Genomic DNA, 17803 nt, shown 5'->3' on the forward strand with positions numbered 1-17803 from the left:
GTGAACGCCCCCCTCGACGATCGTCTCGCACTGCTGGCGGAACAGGCTGGCGTCGATGTGCACTGGCGCGACGCGCTGGATCGTCCCCAGGTTGTGCCCGCCGATACGTTGCGTGCGGTACTGCGTGCGCTGGGCCTGCCGGCCGACACGGCCGGCGATGTGGAAGACAGCCTGCAGCGGCTGGAGCAGGAGCGCGTGGGCGCGGTACTGCCGCGCATGATCACCGCGGACGTCGGTGCACCGATCGAGGTACCCGCCGCGTCGCGCGGCCGGGTGTGGAAGCTGCTGGGCAGCGGTGACGTACTCGTCGGCGAGGGCGAGCTGCCCTCCGGCGAATCCCGGCTACCTGCCCAGGCCGAGCCTGGCTACTACACGCTCTTCGTCGACGATGCCGAAGTGGTCGTCGCCGTCGCACCACCGCGCGCCTTCGGCGTAGGCGATGTGCAGGGCGCGCGCCGGCCCTGGGGCATGGCCGTGCAGGTGTCGGGACTGCGGCGGCCGGGCGACGGCGGCATCGGCGACTTCACCGCCTTGTCGATATGCGCGCGCGCCGCAGCGGAGAAGGGCGCGGATGCGCTGGCGATCAGCCCGGTCCATGCCTTGTTCGCCGCGGCGCCCGAGCGCTACAGCCCGTATGCGCCTTCCAGCCGGCTGTTCCTCAACGGCCTTTACATCGACCCCGCGCAGACCAGCGGGGAGCCCACCGTGCGCGCGGTCATCGATACGCACAACCTGCGCCAGGAGCTGGCCGAGCTGGAGTGGCTGGAACTGATCGACTGGCCACGCGCCGCCCGTGCACGCATGACCATCCTGCGCTCGGTCTACGAGTGGGCGTCGGTCGACCTTGCCCACGCCGATCGCTTCGCCACGTTCCGCCGTGAGCAGGGCGAACCGCTGGAGCGGCATGCACGGTTCGAAGCGCTGCATGCGGACTTCACCGCGCATGGCCGTCCCGGCGGCTGGCAGGGCTGGCCGGAAGGTTTCCACGATCCCGCGAGCCCCGAAGTCGCCGCCTTCGCCCGTGAGCACGCACGCGAAGTCGGCTTCCATGCATGGCTACAGTGGCTCGCGGCGCAGGGTCTTTCCGCAGCGCAGCAGGCCGCGCGCGATGCGGGCATGAAGATCGGCCTCATCGCCGACCTTGCCGTCGGCGCCGATTCGGGTGGCAGCCATGCCTGGGCGCACCAGGCCGAAGTGCTCAAGGGCCTTTCGGTCGGCGCGCCGCCGGATGCATTGAACCGCCTGGGCCAGGACTGGGGCCTGACGACCTTCTCGCCGCGTGGCCTGCGCGAGACCGGATTCCGTGGCTTCATCGGCATGCTGCGCGCGGCGCTGGCCTATGCGGGCGGCGTACGTATCGACCATATCCTCGGCCTGAAGCGGTTGTGGATGGTCCCGCACGGCGCGGGCGCGACCGAAGGCGCCTACGTGCGCTATCCGATGCAGGACCTGCTGCGTCTTATCGCCCTGGAAAGCCACATGCACCGCGCGGTCATCATCGGCGAGGACCTCGGCACGGTGCCGTCCGACTTCCGCCAGGCGATCGGCGGGAAGAACGTGCTGGGCATCCGCGTGCTGTGGTTCGAGCGCGCCTCCGATGGCGGCTTCGTCGCGCCGAGCGAGTGGTCCGACAACGCGATGGCGACGACGAGCACGCACGATGTGCCCACCGTCGCCGGTTGGTGGAGTGGCCGTGACATCGAGTGGCGCAAGCGCACCGGGCTGAACGATCCCGCCGTGGATGAAGCGGCCCAGCGCGAAGACGACCGGCACCGCCTGTGGAGCGCGATGTACGCATCGAACTCGGCATACAACGAGGAATCGCCCCCCGCGCCGGACGACATCTCGCCGGTGGTCGTGGCCGCGGCAAAGCACGTGGCGCAGGCCCCCGCGCCGATCGCCATTTTCCCGGTGGAGGATGTGCTCGGCCTTCACGAGCAGCCGAACCTGCCCGGGCCGACCGATGCGGTGCACCCGAACTGGCGGCGGCGCATGCCGGATTCGTCGGCGCGGCTGTTCGACGGCCCCATCGCGCATGCGGTCAGCGCAGCGATCGACCAGACCCGGAACCGGAACCGCACGTGAGTCCACCCCGCGCGCTGGCGCGCCTCCAGTTCCATGCGGGCTTCACGCTCGACGACGCCGTGGCGGTGGTCGGGTACTACGCGCGCATGGGCATCAGCCACCTGTATGCGTCGCCGATCCTGCGTGCGCGCCGTGGCTCGACCCACGGTTACGACGTCGTCGATTGCCACGAGGTCAACCCGGAGATCGGCGGTGAACCCGCGCTACGCCGGCTGGTGGCCGCGCTGCGCGAACACGGCATGGGGCTCGTCGTCGATATCGTGCCGAACCACATGGGCGTGGGTAGCGAGAACGCGTGGTGGATGGATGTGCTCCGGCACGGACGGGAGAGCCGTTACGCCGGGTATTTCGACATCGACTGGCTTGCACCGGACCCGCTCGTGCGCGGACGGGTACTGCTGCCGATCCTTGGCGATGGTTATGACCTGGTGCTGCGCGAAGGCCACCTGCGGCTGGGCAAGCGCCGCGGCGAATGGGTGCTGCGGCTTTACGACGATTACCTGCCGTTATCGCCAGCGACATCCTCGCAGCTGGCTGACGATGCGGAGCGCACGCACGATCCGAAGGACGAAGCGGGCAGGGCGCGCCTGCACGCGCTCATCGAGAAACAGAACTATCGCCTCGCGTTCTGGAAGCTCGCGAGCGATATGGTCAACTACCGGCGCTTCTTCGACATCAACGAACTCGCCGGCCTGCGCATCGAGCGCACGGTGGTGTTCGAGGATACGCATCGCACGATCTTCCGCCTGTACGCCGAGGGCCTGATCGATGGCGTGCGCTGTGACCACGTCGATGGCCTGGCCGATCCGCGCCGCTATTGCCGGCAGTTGCGCCACCGTCTGGAGCGGCTGCGCACGCAGCGGCCGCCGGGTGCGCCACGCGATGCCGCGTACCTCGTCGTGGAGAAGATCCTGGCGGAGGATGAAGCGCTGCGACTGGACTGGCGCACGGACGGTACGACGGGCTACGAGTTCATGGACCAGGTATCGGCCGTGCTGCACGACGAGCGCGGCGAAGCACCGCTGACGGACCTGTGGCGGCGGCTCACCGGCGATGCCGCCGATTTCGCGACCCAGGCGGTGCGGGCGCGCCGGCAGATCCTGGTGGATAGCTTCGAGGCCGAGCTGGATCGCACGGCGCGCGCCCTGTTCGCCGCGGCCCGCGCCGACGTGGCGACGCGCGATGTCTCGCAGGCGGCGATCCGCCGCGTGCTGGGCGAGTTGCTCGTGCACTTCCCGGTGTACCGCACGTATGCGGGTGGTGCCGGCCGCGATGCGTTCGACGAGGCGGTGTTCGCACGCGCGGTGGAGGGGGCCATGCGCACCCTCCGCGTCGAGGACGTGGAACTGTTGCACCTGGTCGCGCGCTGGCTGGGTGGCGAAGCGCCGCGTGCCTTGCCGCCCGGGCCGGTGCGCCGTGCCCGCGAGCGTGCGATCGCATCGTTCCAGCAAGCCACCTCGCCCGTGGCGGCGAAAGCGGTGGAGGATACGGCGGGTTACCGCTACGGACGCCTGCTCTCGCGTAACGAGGTGGGCGTGGATGCCGCGCGGCTGGCTCTTCCGCCGGGGGATTTCCACGCCCGTTGCGCCGAGCGCCACGCGAACCTGCCGCACACCTTGCTCGCCACGGCGACCCACGACCACAAGCGCGGCGAGGACCTGCGGGCCAGGCTCGCCGTGCTATCCGAGGTCGCGGAGCGCTGGGTGATCACCGTGGAGCGCTGGCGGACCCGGCACGCCGGTCTACGCCAGCGTGCCGACGGGCGCATGGCGCCCTCGGCATCGGACGAGGTGATGCTTTACCAGATGCTCGTCGGCGCGTGGCCGCTGGGTCTTGCCCCGGATGACGAGGAAGGCATCGAGCTTTTCGCCACCCGGATCGCGGCATGGCAGCGCAAGGCGCTGCGCGAGGCGAAACGCTGGACGCGCTGGACCTCGCCCAACGAGCCCTATGAAGACGCTTGTGAGGATTTCCTCAGGGCGATGCTATCCGGCGGCGCGGCCGGGGAACTGCACGCCTTCGCCGAATACATCGCCACGCCCGGCGCGGCCAACGGCCTCGCCCAGACGGTGTTGCGCCTGACGACGCCCGGCGTCCCGGATCTTTACCAGGGCACGGAGTACTGGGATTTCAGCCTCGTGGATCCGGATAACCGGCGGCCGGTCGATTTCCTGGCCCGCTCGGCGTCGCTGGAGCGCGAGCCGTCACCGGTGGAAGCGCTGTGCGCGTGGCGCGATGGTGCCTTGAAGCAGTCCGTCATCGTGCGCCTGCTGTGCGCCCGCAAGGGGCACCCCGAGCTGTTCTCGCGCGGCACCTACCGTCCGCTCGAAGTGGCCGGCCCGGCGGCGGACAAGGTGCTTGCCTTCACCCGCGAACACCGCGGCCAGCGGCTGGTGGTGGCCGTGGGGCGTCACCTGGCGCCCTGGCTGGCCGGGCTGTCGGCACCGGCGATCCCCGCGGATCACTGGGAAGGGACGTCACTCGAGCTCCCCGCGGGCAAGTGGACCAGCCTGCTGGGCAGTGGCAAGCGGGAAGGGGGCAGGGTGCCCATGGCCGAGCTGATGGGCGAACTGACCGTCGCGGCGTGGATAACGGCGAAATAAGTTGGGGATCTGTGGGAGCGCGCTTGCGCGCGATAGGGCGTACCGCAAGATCCATCGCGCGCAAGCGCGCTCCCACAAGAGCTTCGGGGTCGACTAGCCGCCGAGCTCCCGCACCAGCGAGATGTAATCCCGCATCGCCTGCTCGCGCGGGGTGCCGCTGAGCTTGGCCCAGGCCTCGTACTTGGCGGTACCCACGAAATCGAAGAAGCCGGGCTTCTCGCCGCGGACGTCACCCTCCAAGCCCTGCTTGTAGAGGGCATAGATGCGCAGCAGCGTATCGTTGTCCGGCCGGTGCCCGAGCCGGGTGATGTCCAGCGACGCCTGTTCGAACTGGCTGCGGAGATCGTCTTGCATGCTTGCGCGCTGGCGTGGTGCGGGAAGGTTGGGGGGCTTGTAGCATGCGTGCCGGTAGCTGTCCATCAGGAGGCCTCGCCCGGCGGCTCGCTGTATCATGCGGGTTTCGCGACCGAGGTATCCCATGGCCCCCACGCCCGTCCCCGTCCTCACCATCGACGGCCCCTCGGGCTCCGGCAAGGGCACCATCAGCCGCCTGGTCGCGGAGAAGCTGGGCTGGCGCATGCTCGATTCGGGCGCCCTGTACCGCGCCGTGGGTTATGCCGCCGGCGCCGAGGGCATCGACCTCTCCGACGAGGCCGCGGTGACCCGCTGCGCCCAGCACCTCAGGATCCGCTTCCAGGCCAGTCCCGACGGCGGTGAGACCCACGTCCTGGTCAATGGCCACGATGCCACCGACGAACTGCGCACGGAAACGGCAGGGGCGGCAGCCTCGGCGGTCGCCGTGTTCCCCACGGTCCGCCAGGCCCTGGTCGACGTCCAGCTGGCGTTCCGCAAGGCCCCGGGCCTCGTCGCCGACGGCCGGGACATGGGTACGGTGATTTTCCCGGACGCCGCCTTCAAGGTCTTCCTGACCGCCAGCGCGGCCGAGCGCGCGAAAAGGCGCTATAAGCAGTTGAAGGATAAGGGGCTGAGCGTTACACTTGCAGGCCTGCAACGGGAAATCGAGGCACGTGACGAGCGAGATGCGTCACGGCCCGTCGCCCCGTTGAAGCCCGCCGAGGGCGCCGTCGTCATCGATACGACCGGCATGCCCATCGACGCGGTGGTGGCAAAAGTATTCGCTGTAGTGCGTCCGTAAGGGCGCATTCGGCACATCGCCCACGCAGTTGCGCGTGGGTTATTGGCAACGGTGCCCGGGGGCGCCATGTATGTGAGCCCCTCCGTAAGCACCCACAACCGGTGGGTCCCCCGTCCGCTCGCGTCAGTGATGATCGCCTGCGCCGGGTACGGCCTTTCATAACCCTGGAATCAACATGACTGAAAGTTTTGCCGAACTGTTTGAACAAAGCCAGCAGGCTATTTCGAAGCTGAAGCCCGGCTCGATCGTCACCGGTATCGTTGTGGAAATCCGCAACGACGTCGTGGTGATCAACGCTGGCCTCAAGAGCGAAGGCATTGTTCCGATCGAGCAGTTCAAGGACGAGAACGGCGCCCTCGAAGTAGAGGTTGGTGACGAAGTCAAGGTCGCGCTCGACGCGCTCGAAGACGGCTTCGGCGAAACCAAGCTCTCGCGCGAGAAGGCCAAGCGTTCGATGGTGTGGGACGACCTCGAGCAGGCGTTCGACAAGGAAGAGACCATCACCGGCAAGATCTCCGGCAAGGTCAAGGGCGGCTTCACCGTCGATATCAAGGATGTCCGCGCGTTCCTGCCGGGCTCCCTCGTCGACGTGCGTCCGGTCCGTGACCCGGTCTACCTCGAGGGCAAGGACCTCGAGTTCAAGATCATCAAGCTCGACCGCAAGCGTAACAACGTGGTCGTCAGCCGCCGCGCCGTCGTCGAGACCGAGTTCTCCGAAGAGCGCGAGAAGCTGCTCGAGCGCCTCACCGAGGGCGCGGTCGTCAAGGGTGTGGTCAAGAACCTCACCGATTACGGCGCGTTCGTCGACCTCGGCGGCATCGATGGCCTGCTGCACATCACCGACATGGCGTGGAAGCGCGTCCGTCACCCGTCGGAAGTCGTCAACGTCGGCGACGAGCTCGACGTCCGCGTGCTGAAGTACGACCGCGAGCGCAACCGCGTCTCGCTCGGCCTGAAGCAGCTCGGCGACGATCCGTGGGTTGCCATTGCCCGCCGTTACCCGGTCGGCAGCCGCCTGTTCGGCAAGGTTTCGAACGTGACCGATTACGGTTGCTTCGTCGAGATCGAGCCGGGCGTGGAAGGCCTGGTGCACGTCTCCGAAATGGATTGGACCAACAAGAACGTCAACCCGGCCAAGGTGGTTCAGGTCGGTGACGAGACCGAGGTCATGGTCCTGGACGTGGATGAAGAGCGTCGCCGCATCTCGCTGGGTATCAAGCAGACCCGCTCGAACCCGTGGGAAGCTTTCGCCGCCATGCACAAGAAGGGCGACAAGGTCTCCGGCCAGATCAAGTCGATCACCGACTTCGGCATCTTCATCGGTCTCGAAGGCGGCATCGACGGTCTCGTCCACCTGTCCGACATCTCGTGGCAGGCCTCGGGTGAAGACCTCGTCCGCAACTTCAAGAAGGGCGACGAAGTCGAAGCCGTGGTGCTCGCCGTGGATCCGGAGCGTGAGCGCATCTCGCTTGGCATCAAGCAGATGGAGCAGGATCCGTTCGGTCAGTTCATGGCCACGAACCCGCGCGGCACGGTCCTGACCGGTACGGTCAAGGAAGTGGACGCCAAGGGTGCGCTGGTTGACCTGGGCGAAGGCGTCGAGGGCTACATCCGTGCCAACGACATCGCCAAGGAGCGCGTGGAAGACGCCACGCAGTACCTGAAGGTGGGCGACGCTGTCGAAGCGAAGTTCACGGGCATGGATCGCAAGGGCCGCCAGCTGCAGCTGTCGATCCGCGCGAAGGACGAGGAAGAGCTGGCCGACACCATGGCCGACTACCAGTCCGCTGCCGGTGGCACGACGAAGCTCGGCGCGCTCCTCAAGGAGCAGATGAACAAGGCCGACTAAAGTCGGAGCGAGGGGCGGCGAACCCGCCCCTCGTTTTTGTTGTAACCTGTTGTTTGCGTCAGCTTTATCGAAGAACCAGGGGACCCATGACCAAGTCGGAACTGATCGAGGCGCTGGCGCGGCGCCAGACCCACCTTGCCTTCAGCGATGTGGAACTTGCCGTCAAGAGCGTGCTCGAACAGATGAGCCATGCCCTCTCCACGGGCGAGCGCATCGAGATCCGCGGCTTCGGCAGCTTCGCGCTGCACTTCCGTCCGCCGCGCATGGGGCGCAACCCCAAGACCGGCGAGGCAGTGGCCCTGCCGGGCAAGCACGTGCCGCATTTCAAGCCGGGCAAGGAACTACGCGAACGCGTGAACCTCGCCCTCGAAGACGCCGCTTCCTAAGCGGCGTTTTTTTTGGCCTGGCGCTGGGGAATCGCGCAACCTTTACCCCCGAAAACTGTACAAATTCCAAACCGTTCCGCCCAACCCAATCACGATTCAGGTACAGTCGCCGGATGCGTCTGATCGCCATACTTTTCATGCTGTTGTTCGTTGCCGCCGGGGTCGTCTTCGGTGCGCTCAACGCCGACCTGGTGCCCTTCGATTTCGGGTTCGCCCGGGCGTCGCTGCCCAAGGGCGGCACCATGCTCGCCTTCCTGCTGGCTGGGTGGGTCCTTGGTGGCCTCACCGCCTGGGTGGGCACCTCGTTCGCCCACCAGCGCAAGCGCCGGCGGGCCCTCCGCGGCAGCAAGGTAGCTAGCGCGAAGCCCGCATGAACCCGATCTGGTTGCTGGCGCTCGTACCCCCCATCGCCTTCGCGTGCGGCTGGTGGATCGCCCGACGCACCGATGCCAAGCGCTCGGGAGCCAGGGTCAACGAGCTATCGTCCGATTACTTCCGTGGCCTGAACTACCTGCTCAACGAGGAGCAGGACAAGGCTCTGGAGGTCTTCCTGCGCCTGGCCGAGTACAACCGCGATACGGTCGAGACCCACCTCGCACTGGGCAACCTGTTCCGCAAGCGCGGCGAGGTGGATCGCGCGATCCGCTTGCACCAGCACCTGGTATCGCGCCAGGGCCTTTCCGACGAAATGAAGACCGTGGCGCTCCTGGAACTGGGCGAGGACTACATGCGCGCGGGCCTGCTCGATCGCGCGGAAACCCTGTTCTCCGACCTGGTCGCCATGGATGCGCTGGCGCCGTCGGCATTGCGCCACCTCATCGCGATCTACCAGCACGAACGCGAATGGCACAAGGCCATCGACCACGCCCGCCGGCTGGAGGCCATGACCAGCGAAGACGAGTCGGCGATGATCGCGCAGTTCTACTGCGAGCTGGCCGAACAATCCCGGCAGCATGGCGCGCGCACCGAGGCGCGTGAGTACATCGGCGAAGCGTTCGCGTGCCAGACCGATTGCGTGCGCGCGCACATGATCGCGGGGCGCCTGTCGTCGGAAGAAGACGACATGCCGGCGGCCATCGCGTCGTACGAAGCCGCGATCGCGGCGGATATCGCCTTCGTGCCCGAGATCCTGCCGCCGCTCCTTCACTGCTACGCCCGCTCCCAGCAGATGGATCGCGCCGAAGCCTTCCTTCGCGAGATCATGGGCCGGTACCACGGCATTTCCCCGGTGCTGGCGCTGACCCGCCTTTACGAAGGCCGCGATGGCGAACGTACCGCGATCGATTTCCTCACCGGCCAGCTGCGCAAGCGGCCGTCGGTGCGTGGCCTCATGGCCCTCATCGATGCCACGATGGACAAGGTCTCCGGCGAGGCGCGCGAGAACTACCTGATCCTGCGCGACCTGACCCGCAAGCTGCTCGAAGGGCAGGCGATGTACCGTTGCAGCCGCTGCGGCTTCGGTGCCAAGGCCCATCACTGGCAGTGCCCGAGCTGCAAGAACTGGGGCACCGTGCGTCCCATCCACGGTGTCGCCAACGAATGAGTCCGACCTTGCCCAGCCCGGTCGCTCTCGCCCTCGGCTGCCTCGTGGCTTCGTTCCTGGTCTCCTTCGCGAGCGTCCGCGCGGCCATCGCCTACGCTCACCGCAGGGGCATGCTGGATGCCCCGGGCCAGCGCCGCTCGCACAGCATCCCGACCCCTCGGGGTGGCGGGATCGGCATCGTCCTCGGCGTACTGGTCGGCATGCCGGCCGCCATGCTGCTGCTCCCGCCATCACCGGGCGCGGTGGTGGTCGGGGCCTTCACCGTGGGGGTCATCGCCATCGCCGCCATCGGCTGGCTGGACGACCACGGCTCCCTGCCGATCCGGCCGCGGCTGGCGATCCAGCTGATCGCCACCGCGCTGTTCTGCCTGGCGGTGGCCGGCCAGACGTCCAGCCTGTGGTGGGCCGTACCGCTGGTCCTTGCGGGCGTTTGGTGCATCAACCTGCACAACTTCATGGATGGCATCGACGGCATCGCCGCGCTCCAGGCCATCGTGTTCGGCGCCGCGACGGCCCTCATCGCGGTGGAAGCAGGGGCGTTCGGGATCGGCATCGCGGCCGCCTGCCTCGACCTGGCGGCGGTCGGCTTCTGGTATTTCAACCGCTCCCCGGCCCGCATTTTCATGGGCGACGTGGGCAGCGCCACGGTCGGATTCATCGTTTTTGCCCTCACGGCGATACTCTGGGCGTGGCGAACCGACCTGCTTTGGCCTGAACTGATCCTGTCGTCGGCCTTCGTCGTCGACGCGACCTTGACGCTGCTCGTGCGAATTCTGCGCGGTGCGCGCTGGTACACTCCACACCGCGAGCACTTATATCAATGGCTCGTAAGGCGGGGGCTAAGCCATACGCGGGTAGCAGGGGGCTATCTGGTATGGAACCTCGCCATTTGTGTGCCCGGCGCATGGATCGCGCTCCGCCATCCGGCGGTGGCGCCCGTGTGTTGCGGGCTGACCTACCTGTTGGGGGCAGCGGTCTGGCGTACTGGCAAGCGGTCGTGCTTGCGTCGAAGGGAGCGACATGTTTCTGCGTAAGTTCATTGGCATCATCCACCCCCGCACCGCCGTCGTGGCTCACGACCTGGCGATGGCGGCTTTTGCCTGGTGGATCGCGAAATCGCTGCGCTATGCGCTGATGCCCGATTCCGCCCCCGTGTCCTACCTGCCCATGGAATTCCCGCTGGTCCTGCTGGTGCAGGGTGCGGTCTTCAACTGGACGGGCCTGTACAAGGGCGTGTGGCGCTTCGCCAGCCTCCCTGATCTCTGGAACATCATCAAGGCCACGGTGATCGGTTCGCTGATCATCGGCCTGGCCATGGTGATGTACGCGCGCCTCGACGGCGTGCCGCGTTCGGTCCTGCTGGTCTACCCGGTGGTGCTGGTGGTGCTGCTCGGGTTGCCCCGGCTCAGCTACCGCTTCTGGAAAGACAGCCGCATCGACCTGTTCCAGTCTGTGCCGACCAAGCGCGTGCTGATCGTCGGCGCCGACCGTGCCGGCGACGCGCTGGCGCGCGACCTGCGCCGTGACAGCCGCTACAGCGTCATCGGCTTCGTCGACGATAACCTCGCCCTGCGCGGCGCGCAGATCGGCGGCGTCCCGGTGCTGGGCACCGTCGACCAGCTGGCCGAGCTTTCCCGCGCCGTCGCGGTGCAGATGCTGCTCATCGCCGTCCCCGGTGCCACCACGGCGCAGATGCGCCGGATCGTCGCGTTCTGCGAAAGCACCGGCTTGCCGTTCCGCACGGTGCCGCGTCTTGAAGACGTGGTCGCGGGGCGTGCGCAGTTCAACGAGATCAAGGAAGTCGCGATCGAGGACCTGCTCGGCCGCGATGCCGTGGAACTCGACTGGACGGCCATCCGTGAAACCATCAGCGGACGCCGCGTCCTGGTGACCGGGGGTGGCGGTTCGATCGGCTCGGAACTGTGCCGCCAGGTGGCCCGTCTCGGCGCCGCGTCGCTCACCGTGGTCGAGATGTCCGAGTACAACCTGTACCGGATCGGCCAGGAGCTCACGTCGGCGTACCCCGAACTCATCTTCAACGGCGTGCTTACCGACGCCCGCGAATCGGTGGCGGTGAACCGGCTGTTCGAGGAAACCCAGCCGCAGATCGTGTTCCACGCCGCGGCGTACAAGCACGTGCCCATGCTGCAGGGCCAGCTGCGCGAAGCGTTCCGCAACAACGTGCTCGGCACCCGCGTGGTCGCCGACGCGGCGGTGCGTTGCGGGGCGGAGGCCTTCGTCCTGATTTCCACCGACAAGGCGGTCAACCCGACCTCGGTGATGGGCGCATGCAAGCGCATGGCGGAGATCTGGTGCCAGAACCTCGCAGCGCATACGGCGACACGTTTTATCACCGTGCGCTTCGGTAACGTTCTGGACTCGGCCGGCTCGGTCGTGCCGCTGTTCCGTCGCCAGATCCGCCAGGGCGGTCCCGTCACCATCACCCACCCGGAGATATCGCGCTACTTCATGACGATTCCCGAGGCCTGCCAGCTGATCCTGCAGGCGGCCACGCTGGGCAAGGGCGGTGAGATCTTCGCGCTCGACATGGGCGATCCGGTGAAGATCCGCGACCTTGCGGAGCAGATGATCCGCCTGGCCGGCAAACGCCCCGGGTCGGATATCCAGATTGTGTATACGGGCCTGCGTTCAGGCGAGAAGCTGTTCGAAGAGCTGTTCCATCCGCTCGAGAACTACACCAGCACCACCCACGCCAAGATCTTCCAGGCCCAGCACCGCCAGGTGTCGTGGGACCTGCTGCAAACGCAGCTCGCCCGTGCCGAAGAGGCCGTATGGGCGTTTGATGAAGAAACCCTGCGTCGGTGCGTGTCCCAGCTGTTGCCTTCGTTCCGCTGGAGCGAGCCGCAGATGGGCAACGTGCTGCCGCTTCGCCGTAACGAAAGTGGAGACATCGCATGACCCAACCCCTGCGCACGGTAGTATTTCCGGTGGCTGGCCTCGGTACGCGCTTCCTTCCTGCGACCAAGGTGGTAGCCAAGGAGATGCTCCCGGTACTCGACCGCCCGCTCATCCAGTACGCCGTGGACGAGGCCGTCGATGCTGGAGCCGACACGCTGGTGTTCGTCACCAACCGCTACAAGCACGCCATCGCCGATTACTTCGACAAGGCGTACGAGCTGGAAGAAAAGCTCGCGGAGAAGAACAAGGAAGAGCTGCTCGGCATCCTGCGTGGCATCCTGCCGCCCCGCGTCCGCTGCGTCTTCGTGACCCAGCCGGAAGCGCTGGGCCTGGGCGATGCGGTGCTGCGCGCGAAGGCGGTGGTCAACGAAGAGTATTTCGGCGTGATGCTGCCGGATGACCTTATCTGGACGAAGGGCCGTGGCGCCCTGGGCCAGATGTCGGACCTGGCTTACAAGCAGCACGCGGGCGTCATCGCCGTGGAAGAAGTGCCCGAGAAGGACACCGACAAGTACGGCGTGGTGAAGCTCAGCGAAGAGATCAGCGACCGCGCTGGCCGCATCGAGCACATGGTCGAGAAGCCGAAGCCGGCCGATGCGCCGTCGAACCTCGCCGTGGTCGGCCGCTACGTGCTGCCGCGCGAGATCTTCGGTTTCCTGGAGCGGACGCGCGCCGGTGCGGGCGGTGAGATCCAGCTGACCGACGCGATCGAGAACCTGCTGAAGGACAAGGGCCAGGTGCTGTCGTACAAGTTCGAAGGCACGCGCTTCGACTGCGGCAACAAGGCCGGCCTGGTCCGCGCGACCCTGGCGATGGCTCTGGAAGATCCAAAGCTGGCGCCAATTGTTCGCGAGTACGCTGCGATGTAATGAAAAAGCCCCGGCATTGACCGGGGCTTTTTCGTTATGGTGTTACCGCATCGCGCGCAAGCGCGCTTCCACAGGGTTGTCGCTTCCATCTGTACATCGCCTGATTGTGGGAGCGTGCTTGCGCGCGATGGGCCCACCTCAGTTCACCGGCAGCGTCGGCAGGAACTTCGGTCGGCGGAAGGCATTGGCTTTTTGCTCTACGCCGTACGCGATGCCGATCAACGTCGGCTCACTCCACTTCGCGCCGAAGAACACCACGCCCACCGGCAGCTCGTGGGCGAAATCGACGGGGAGGGTGATCGACGGGTAGCCGGCGATGGCGGCCGGTGCCGAGACGCCGCCGACGGTCGGGTCGCCGCTGACCACGTGGTCGCCGAGTACCAGGTCGTTGACGAAGGCCGGGCCCCAGCTCGGGGCCAGCAACGCATCGAGGTGATCCTTCGCCAGCGCGGCATCGATGCCTTCGGGGCCGGCGAGGCGCTTGTTCTTCTCGACGATGGTCTTGTACTTCGGATCGTCCAGCCCGCCTTTCTGCTCGGCCATCAGGAAGAGCTCCTGGCCGAACCACGGCATCTCCTGGTCCTTGTGCGCATCGTTGAACGCGATGAGGTCGGCGAGTGTCTTCATCGGCTGGTTCGGGCGCGTCGCGAGATAGGCGGCGATGTCGTGCTTGAACTCGTAGAGCATCACGTCGAGCTCGTTTTCGCTGAGCTCCTTGAGGTGCGGGATCTCCACGTTATCGACCACCGTGGCGCCCTGGGCTTTCAGCAGCGCGATCGTCTTCTCCAGCGCCGCATCGGCGTTGGGTTCGATGCCGGCGAGCTGTCGCGCCACGCCGATGCGCTTGCCGCGCAGCGCGTTCGGGTCGAGGAACTTCGTGTAGTCCGTGGCGTGCTTGTCGGCGTCCTTCGTCGCGACGTCGGAGGGATCGCTGCCCGCGATCGCGCTGAGCACGGCTGCTGCGTCGGCGACGCTGCGCGCCATCGGCCCGGCGGTGTCCTGGCTGTGCGAGATGGGGATGATGCCGGTGCGGCTGACCAGGCCGACGGTCGGCTTGATGCCGACGAGGCCGGTCATGGAGGCAGGGCAGATGATCGAGCCATCGGTCTCGCTGCCGATCGCCACGGTCGCAAGGCCGGCGGCCACCGCGGAACCGGAGCCGGCACTGGAGCCGCAGGCATTGCGGTCGAGCACATACGGGTTGAGGGTGAGGCCGGCGCGGCCGGTCCAGCCGCTCGTCGCGTGGTTGGAGCGGATGTTCGCCCACTCGCTGAGGTTGGCCTTGCCCAGGATCACGGCGCCGGCCTTGCGCAGCTTCGCGGCGACCGTGGAGTCCTTCGGCGCCGTGGAGCCCGCCAGGGCAAGGGAGCCCGCGGTGGTCTGCATGCGGTCGCCGGTGTCGATGTTGTCCTTCAGCAGGATCGGGATGCCGGCGAGGGGACCCTTGCCACCCCTGGCCTTGCCGGCGATCGCCAGCGCATCGGGATTGGTTTCCAGCACCGCGTTGATCTTCGGGCCGGCCTTGTCGATCCGCGCGATGCGGTCGAGGAACAGCTGGGTCATGCCGGTGGGGGTGAGCTCGCCCCGCGCGTAGGCCTGATTCAGTGTGGCGATCGAGGCGTAGGCATCGTCTTCGCCGGGGTCGCGCGCCTGCGCGGCGACCGGAAGAAGCGTGAGCGCGAGCGCAACGGCGAGCGCGTGGCGGTGCTGCGGCATAAGGTCTCTCCCCCCGGGTGTCCGGCCGATGGTAGCCCAGCGCCCGTGCACTGTGTGGCTATACTCGGGTGAACACCCAAGGCGGAACCCAGGGGAGCAGGCGATGCGACGTTCGTTCGGATGGATCGTGCTGGCCGCGTGTGCCTGGGCGTGTGCCGCCCAGGCACAGGAATCGCCCGCCGTGCCCGACACCCTGCAGCAGCGGATCGCCGCGTGCACCAGCTGTCATGGCCCGCACGGCGAGGGTGGCGACAACGGCTTCAACCCGCGCCTCGCCGGCAAGCCCGCCGGTTACCTGGTGCGCCAGTTGCAGGACTTCCAGAAGGGCCTGCGCCATTACGAGATCATGGAGTACATGGTCGCGCCCCTCGATGAAGCGTACATGCGCGAGATCGCGGAGTACTTCGCCAGCCAGGACGTACCGTACTCGCCGCACCCGACACCCGCGATGTCGCCGGCGGCCGTGGCGCGCGGCGAGCAACTGGTCACGAAGGGTGATGCCGCGAAGGGCGTGCCTGCGTGCATGGCCTGCCACGGGCCGAACCTCACGGGCGTGCAGCCCGACATCCCGGGGCTGGTCGGCCTGCCGTACGACTACATCAGCGCGCAGCTCGGCTCCTGGCGCACGAACACCCGCAGCACGACCGAGCCCGACTGCATGGCGACCGTGGTAAGCCGCCTCACCGACGCGGATATCAGCGCCGTCTCCGCCTGGCTCGCGTCACGCCCCGTGCCACCCGATGCACACGCGGAGCCGGCGGGCAGTGTAAAACCGCCGCTCCGCTGCGGCGTGCTGGGAGGCTGACCTGATGAAGACCTGGACCCATGCCGCGATCTTCATCGTCGCCGCCATCAGCTGTTGTGGGAGCGCGCTTGCGCGCGATGCCGTCACCGAAGGCCAATACCTCACAACGATAGGCGACTGCGCCTCCTGCCACACCTCCCGCAACGGCAAGCCCATGGCCGGCGGCCGCGTCGTCCCAACGCCGTTCGGCGCCATCCCGTCGCCCAACCTCACGCCCGACCGCGAGACCGGCCTCGGCGACTGGTCCGCGGACGATTTCTACCAGGCGCTGCACAGTGGCAAGGCCCACGACGGCACCTCGCTGTATCCCGCGTTTCCGTTCACGTCCTACACCAAGGTCACCCGCGCCGACAGCGATGCGATGTACGCCTACCTGCGCTCGCTGCCTGCGGTGCGCAATCCGAACACGCCGAACACGCTGCGCTGGCCATACCGCTGGCGGTCGCTGATGGCGACCTGGCGGCTGATGTATTTCCACGAGGGCGAATACCAGCCCGATCCGAAGCAGGGCGCGCAGTGGAATCGCGGCGCTTACCTCGTACAAGGCCTGGGTCATTGCAATGAATGCCATGCGAACCGGAACAGCTTCGGCGCGATGGTCAGCGACCCGTTCCTGGCCGGTGGCCTTATCCCGGTGCAGAACTGGTACGCGCCCGATCTCTCGATGGGCCCGCAGGGCGGCCTTGCCGGGTGGAGCGAGGGTGACGTGGTCGCGTTGCTGAAAACCGGCCGTTCGGCGAAGGGCAGTGCGCTCGGGCCCATGGCCGAGGTGGTGTTGAAGAGCACGCAGCACCTGACCGACGCCGATCTCTCAGCGATCGCCGTGTACCTGAAATCGCTGCCGGAACGCACGCCGGTTCGCCAGCGCGGCAACGCCGTGGATGCCGAGGCCGTGGCGAAGGCCGGGCAGGCCGTCTACGCGAAGCATTGCGCCGAGTGCCACGGTGCGGACGGACGAGGGAAGGGCGACGCGTATCCCGCGCTCGCGGGCAACGTGTCCGTGCGTGAACCCACGGGGATCAACGCGATTCGCGTAGTGCTGTCGGGCGGCTTCGCCCCCGCCACTGCCGGTAATCCGCGGCCGTATTCCATGCCGCCGTTCTCGCAGGTCCTCAGCGATGACGACGCGGCGGCCGTGGTGACCTACATACGCCACGCCTGGTCGAACGGTGCTTCCTCGGTATCGCCGAACGACGTGCGCGCCTATCGTTCGACGCCGGGTACCTGACGGACCTCGTCTGCCATGGCCTGCCACAGCGCGAGGTTCCATGAACCTCGCGCCTGGCCGGAAGGTGAGGGAAGGACCCATGCGATCGCGCCGCCAAACAAGGCGTCTTGCCGGCCGATGTGGATGTGCTTGCCGAGCGCGGCCATGCCGGCCTGCTTGCTGGTGAAGGCGATGACGCGCGGCGCGTAATGCAGGATCTTCGCGCGCAAAGCGTCCGCGTCGAACGCATCGCGCGGCAACTGGTTATCGTTACCGTGGTGGTATTTCGCGACGTCGGTGAAGCCGATGCCGAAAGCCGGCATCAACGGGAATTCAGCCGGCGCGAGCAGGCGCGGTGTCAGGCCTACCGCGTGCACGGCGCGCCAGAACATGTTGCCGGGATGCGCGTAGTACGCGCCATCGCGCGCCGAGCGCGTGCCTGCCGCCGTGCCGCAGAAGACCAGGCGCAGGCCGGGTTGCAGCACGTCGGGCAGGATGTGTTGCGCGGAATCGGCATCGTTCATGCGACTACTGTATCCGGAAGCCCCCGCCGTTGTGGGGGCGGGGGGGGGGGGGCGCGGGGGGGGGGGGGGGGCCCCCCCCCCCCCCCCCGCCGCCCCCCCCCCCCCCCCGGGGGGCGCCCCCCAGGGGGGCGAAACCGGGGC

At 67.4% G+C, this 17803-nt stretch carries 15 protein-coding genes; 12 read left to right on the forward strand and 3 right to left on the reverse strand.

Annotation, left to right across the window (positions count from 1 at the left end; all coding sequences use genetic code 11):
- Complete coding sequence (gene malQ / locus ACZ6YI_RS16760) at positions 1 to 2085, forward strand: 4-alpha-glucanotransferase (RefSeq protein ID WP_465779660.1); 2085 nt, start codon at positions 1 to 3, stop codon at positions 2083 to 2085.
- Positions 2082 to 4688: a malto-oligosyltrehalose synthase gene (gene treY / locus ACZ6YI_RS16765; protein WP_465779661.1), complete on the forward strand. Its 2607-nt coding sequence runs from the start codon at positions 2082 to 2084 to the stop codon at positions 4686 to 4688. Before malQ ends, treY begins: the two co-directional genes overlap by 4 nt.
- A 93-nt stretch (positions 4689 to 4781) precedes the next feature.
- On the opposite strand, the gene ACZ6YI_RS16770 is transcribed toward treY, so the two are convergent.
- Positions 4782 to 5042 (reverse strand): acyl-CoA-binding protein, encoded by a 261-nt coding sequence (locus ACZ6YI_RS16770; protein WP_465779662.1) that lies wholly within the window; start codon positions 5040 to 5042, stop codon positions 4782 to 4784.
- A 124-nt stretch (positions 5043 to 5166) separates the two neighbouring features.
- On the opposite strand from ACZ6YI_RS16770, the gene cmk reads away from it, so the two are divergent.
- The 8 genes from cmk to ACZ6YI_RS16810 all read left to right on the forward strand — a co-directional run bounded on the left by cmk (position 5167) and on the right by ACZ6YI_RS16810 (position 13410).
- Complete coding sequence (gene cmk, locus ACZ6YI_RS16775) at positions 5167 to 5844, forward strand: (d)CMP kinase (RefSeq protein ID WP_465779663.1); 678 nt, start codon at positions 5167 to 5169, stop codon at positions 5842 to 5844.
- A 175-nt stretch (positions 5845 to 6019) separates the two neighbouring features.
- Complete coding sequence (gene rpsA / locus ACZ6YI_RS16780) at positions 6020 to 7693, forward strand: 30S ribosomal protein S1 (RefSeq protein WP_440328403.1); 1674 nt, start codon at positions 6020 to 6022, stop codon at positions 7691 to 7693.
- 86 nt (positions 7694 to 7779) lie between these two features.
- Positions 7780 to 8079 (forward strand): integration host factor subunit beta, encoded by a 300-nt coding sequence (locus tag ACZ6YI_RS16785; protein WP_247335824.1) that lies wholly within the window; start codon positions 7780 to 7782, stop codon positions 8077 to 8079.
- A 113-nt stretch (positions 8080 to 8192) separates the two neighbouring features.
- Positions 8193 to 8453, forward strand: a complete 261-nt coding sequence (locus ACZ6YI_RS16790; RefSeq protein ID WP_440328401.1) for a LapA family protein — start codon at positions 8193 to 8195, stop codon at positions 8451 to 8453.
- On the forward strand, positions 8450 to 9622 hold the full coding sequence (gene lapB / locus ACZ6YI_RS16795; RefSeq protein WP_465779664.1) for a lipopolysaccharide assembly protein LapB: 1173 nt from the start codon (positions 8450 to 8452) through the stop codon (positions 9620 to 9622). The genes ACZ6YI_RS16790 and lapB overlap by 4 nt, the downstream gene beginning before the upstream one ends.
- Positions 9623 to 9666: 44 nt before the next feature.
- Positions 9667 to 10656, forward strand: coding sequence for an MraY family glycosyltransferase (locus ACZ6YI_RS16800; protein WP_465779665.1), 990 nt, complete (start codon positions 9667 to 9669; stop codon positions 10654 to 10656).
- The gene (locus ACZ6YI_RS16805) at positions 10643 to 12541 is read left to right on the forward strand and encodes a polysaccharide biosynthesis protein (RefSeq protein WP_440326584.1); all 1899 of its coding nucleotides are present in this window, start codon (positions 10643 to 10645) and stop codon (positions 12539 to 12541) included. The genes ACZ6YI_RS16800 and ACZ6YI_RS16805 overlap by 14 nt, the downstream gene beginning before the upstream one ends.
- Positions 12538 to 13410, forward strand: a complete 873-nt coding sequence (locus tag ACZ6YI_RS16810) for a UTP--glucose-1-phosphate uridylyltransferase (protein WP_440326582.1) — start codon at positions 12538 to 12540, stop codon at positions 13408 to 13410. Before ACZ6YI_RS16805 ends, ACZ6YI_RS16810 begins: the two co-directional genes overlap by 4 nt.
- Before the next feature lie 138 nt (positions 13411 to 13548).
- On the opposite strand, the gene ACZ6YI_RS16815 is transcribed toward ACZ6YI_RS16810, so the two are convergent.
- A complete protein-coding gene (locus tag ACZ6YI_RS16815; RefSeq protein WP_465779666.1) occupies positions 13549 to 15126 on the reverse strand; it encodes an amidase in 1578 nt (525 codons plus the stop codon).
- 103 nt (positions 15127 to 15229) lie between these two features.
- Here ACZ6YI_RS16815 and ACZ6YI_RS16820 point away from each other — a divergent pair, with 103 nt between their 5' ends.
- Both ACZ6YI_RS16820 and ACZ6YI_RS16825 read left to right on the forward strand, forming a co-directional pair.
- Positions 15230 to 15931: a c-type cytochrome gene (locus tag ACZ6YI_RS16820; protein ID WP_465779667.1), complete on the forward strand. Its 702-nt coding sequence runs from the start codon at positions 15230 to 15232 to the stop codon at positions 15929 to 15931.
- A 4-nt stretch (positions 15932 to 15935) separates the two neighbouring features.
- Complete coding sequence (locus ACZ6YI_RS16825) at positions 15936 to 17159, forward strand: c-type cytochrome (RefSeq protein ID WP_465779668.1); 1224 nt, start codon at positions 15936 to 15938, stop codon at positions 17157 to 17159.
- On the opposite strand, the gene ACZ6YI_RS16830 is transcribed toward ACZ6YI_RS16825, so the two are convergent.
- Complete coding sequence (locus ACZ6YI_RS16830; protein ID WP_465779669.1) at positions 17135 to 17662, reverse strand: mismatch-specific DNA-glycosylase; 528 nt, start codon at positions 17660 to 17662, stop codon at positions 17135 to 17137. The two genes, ACZ6YI_RS16825 and ACZ6YI_RS16830, sit on opposite strands and share 25 nt — an antisense overlap.
- Positions 17663 to 17803: the final 141 nt, after the last annotated feature.

The organism is Luteibacter sp. NPDC104163, assembly GCF_055584245.1.

What these genes read in the sequence shown, in the direction of transcription:
- ACZ6YI_RS16830 (WP_465779669.1), bottom strand. Translation starts at nt 17,662, where the DNA reads ATGAACGATGCCGATTCCGCGCAACACATCCTGCCCGACGTGCTGCAA.
- ACZ6YI_RS16805 (WP_440326584.1), top strand. Translation starts at nt 10,643, where the DNA reads ATGTTTCTGCGTAAGTTCATTGGCATCATCCACCCCCGCACCGCCGTC.
- ACZ6YI_RS16810 (WP_440326582.1), top strand. Translation starts at nt 12,538, where the DNA reads ATGACCCAACCCCTGCGCACGGTAGTATTTCCGGTGGCTGGCCTCGGT.
- lapB (WP_465779664.1), top strand. Translation starts at nt 8,450, where the DNA reads ATGAACCCGATCTGGTTGCTGGCGCTCGTACCCCCCATCGCCTTCGCG.
- ACZ6YI_RS16790 (WP_440328401.1), top strand. Translation starts at nt 8,193, where the DNA reads ATGCGTCTGATCGCCATACTTTTCATGCTGTTGTTCGTTGCCGCCGGG.
- ACZ6YI_RS16770 (WP_465779662.1), bottom strand. Translation starts at nt 5,042, where the DNA reads ATGCAAGACGATCTCCGCAGCCAGTTCGAACAGGCGTCGCTGGACATC.
- ACZ6YI_RS16785 (WP_247335824.1), top strand. Translation starts at nt 7,780, where the DNA reads ATGACCAAGTCGGAACTGATCGAGGCGCTGGCGCGGCGCCAGACCCAC.
- ACZ6YI_RS16815 (WP_465779666.1), bottom strand. Translation starts at nt 15,126, where the DNA reads ATGCCGCAGCACCGCCACGCGCTCGCCGTTGCGCTCGCGCTCACGCTT.
- ACZ6YI_RS16825 (WP_465779668.1), top strand. Translation starts at nt 15,936, where the DNA reads ATGAAGACCTGGACCCATGCCGCGATCTTCATCGTCGCCGCCATCAGC.
- rpsA (WP_440328403.1), top strand. Translation starts at nt 6,020, where the DNA reads ATGACTGAAAGTTTTGCCGAACTGTTTGAACAAAGCCAGCAGGCTATT.
- ACZ6YI_RS16820 (WP_465779667.1), top strand. Translation starts at nt 15,230, where the DNA reads ATGCGACGTTCGTTCGGATGGATCGTGCTGGCCGCGTGTGCCTGGGCG.
- cmk (WP_465779663.1), top strand. Translation starts at nt 5,167, where the DNA reads ATGGCCCCCACGCCCGTCCCCGTCCTCACCATCGACGGCCCCTCGGGC.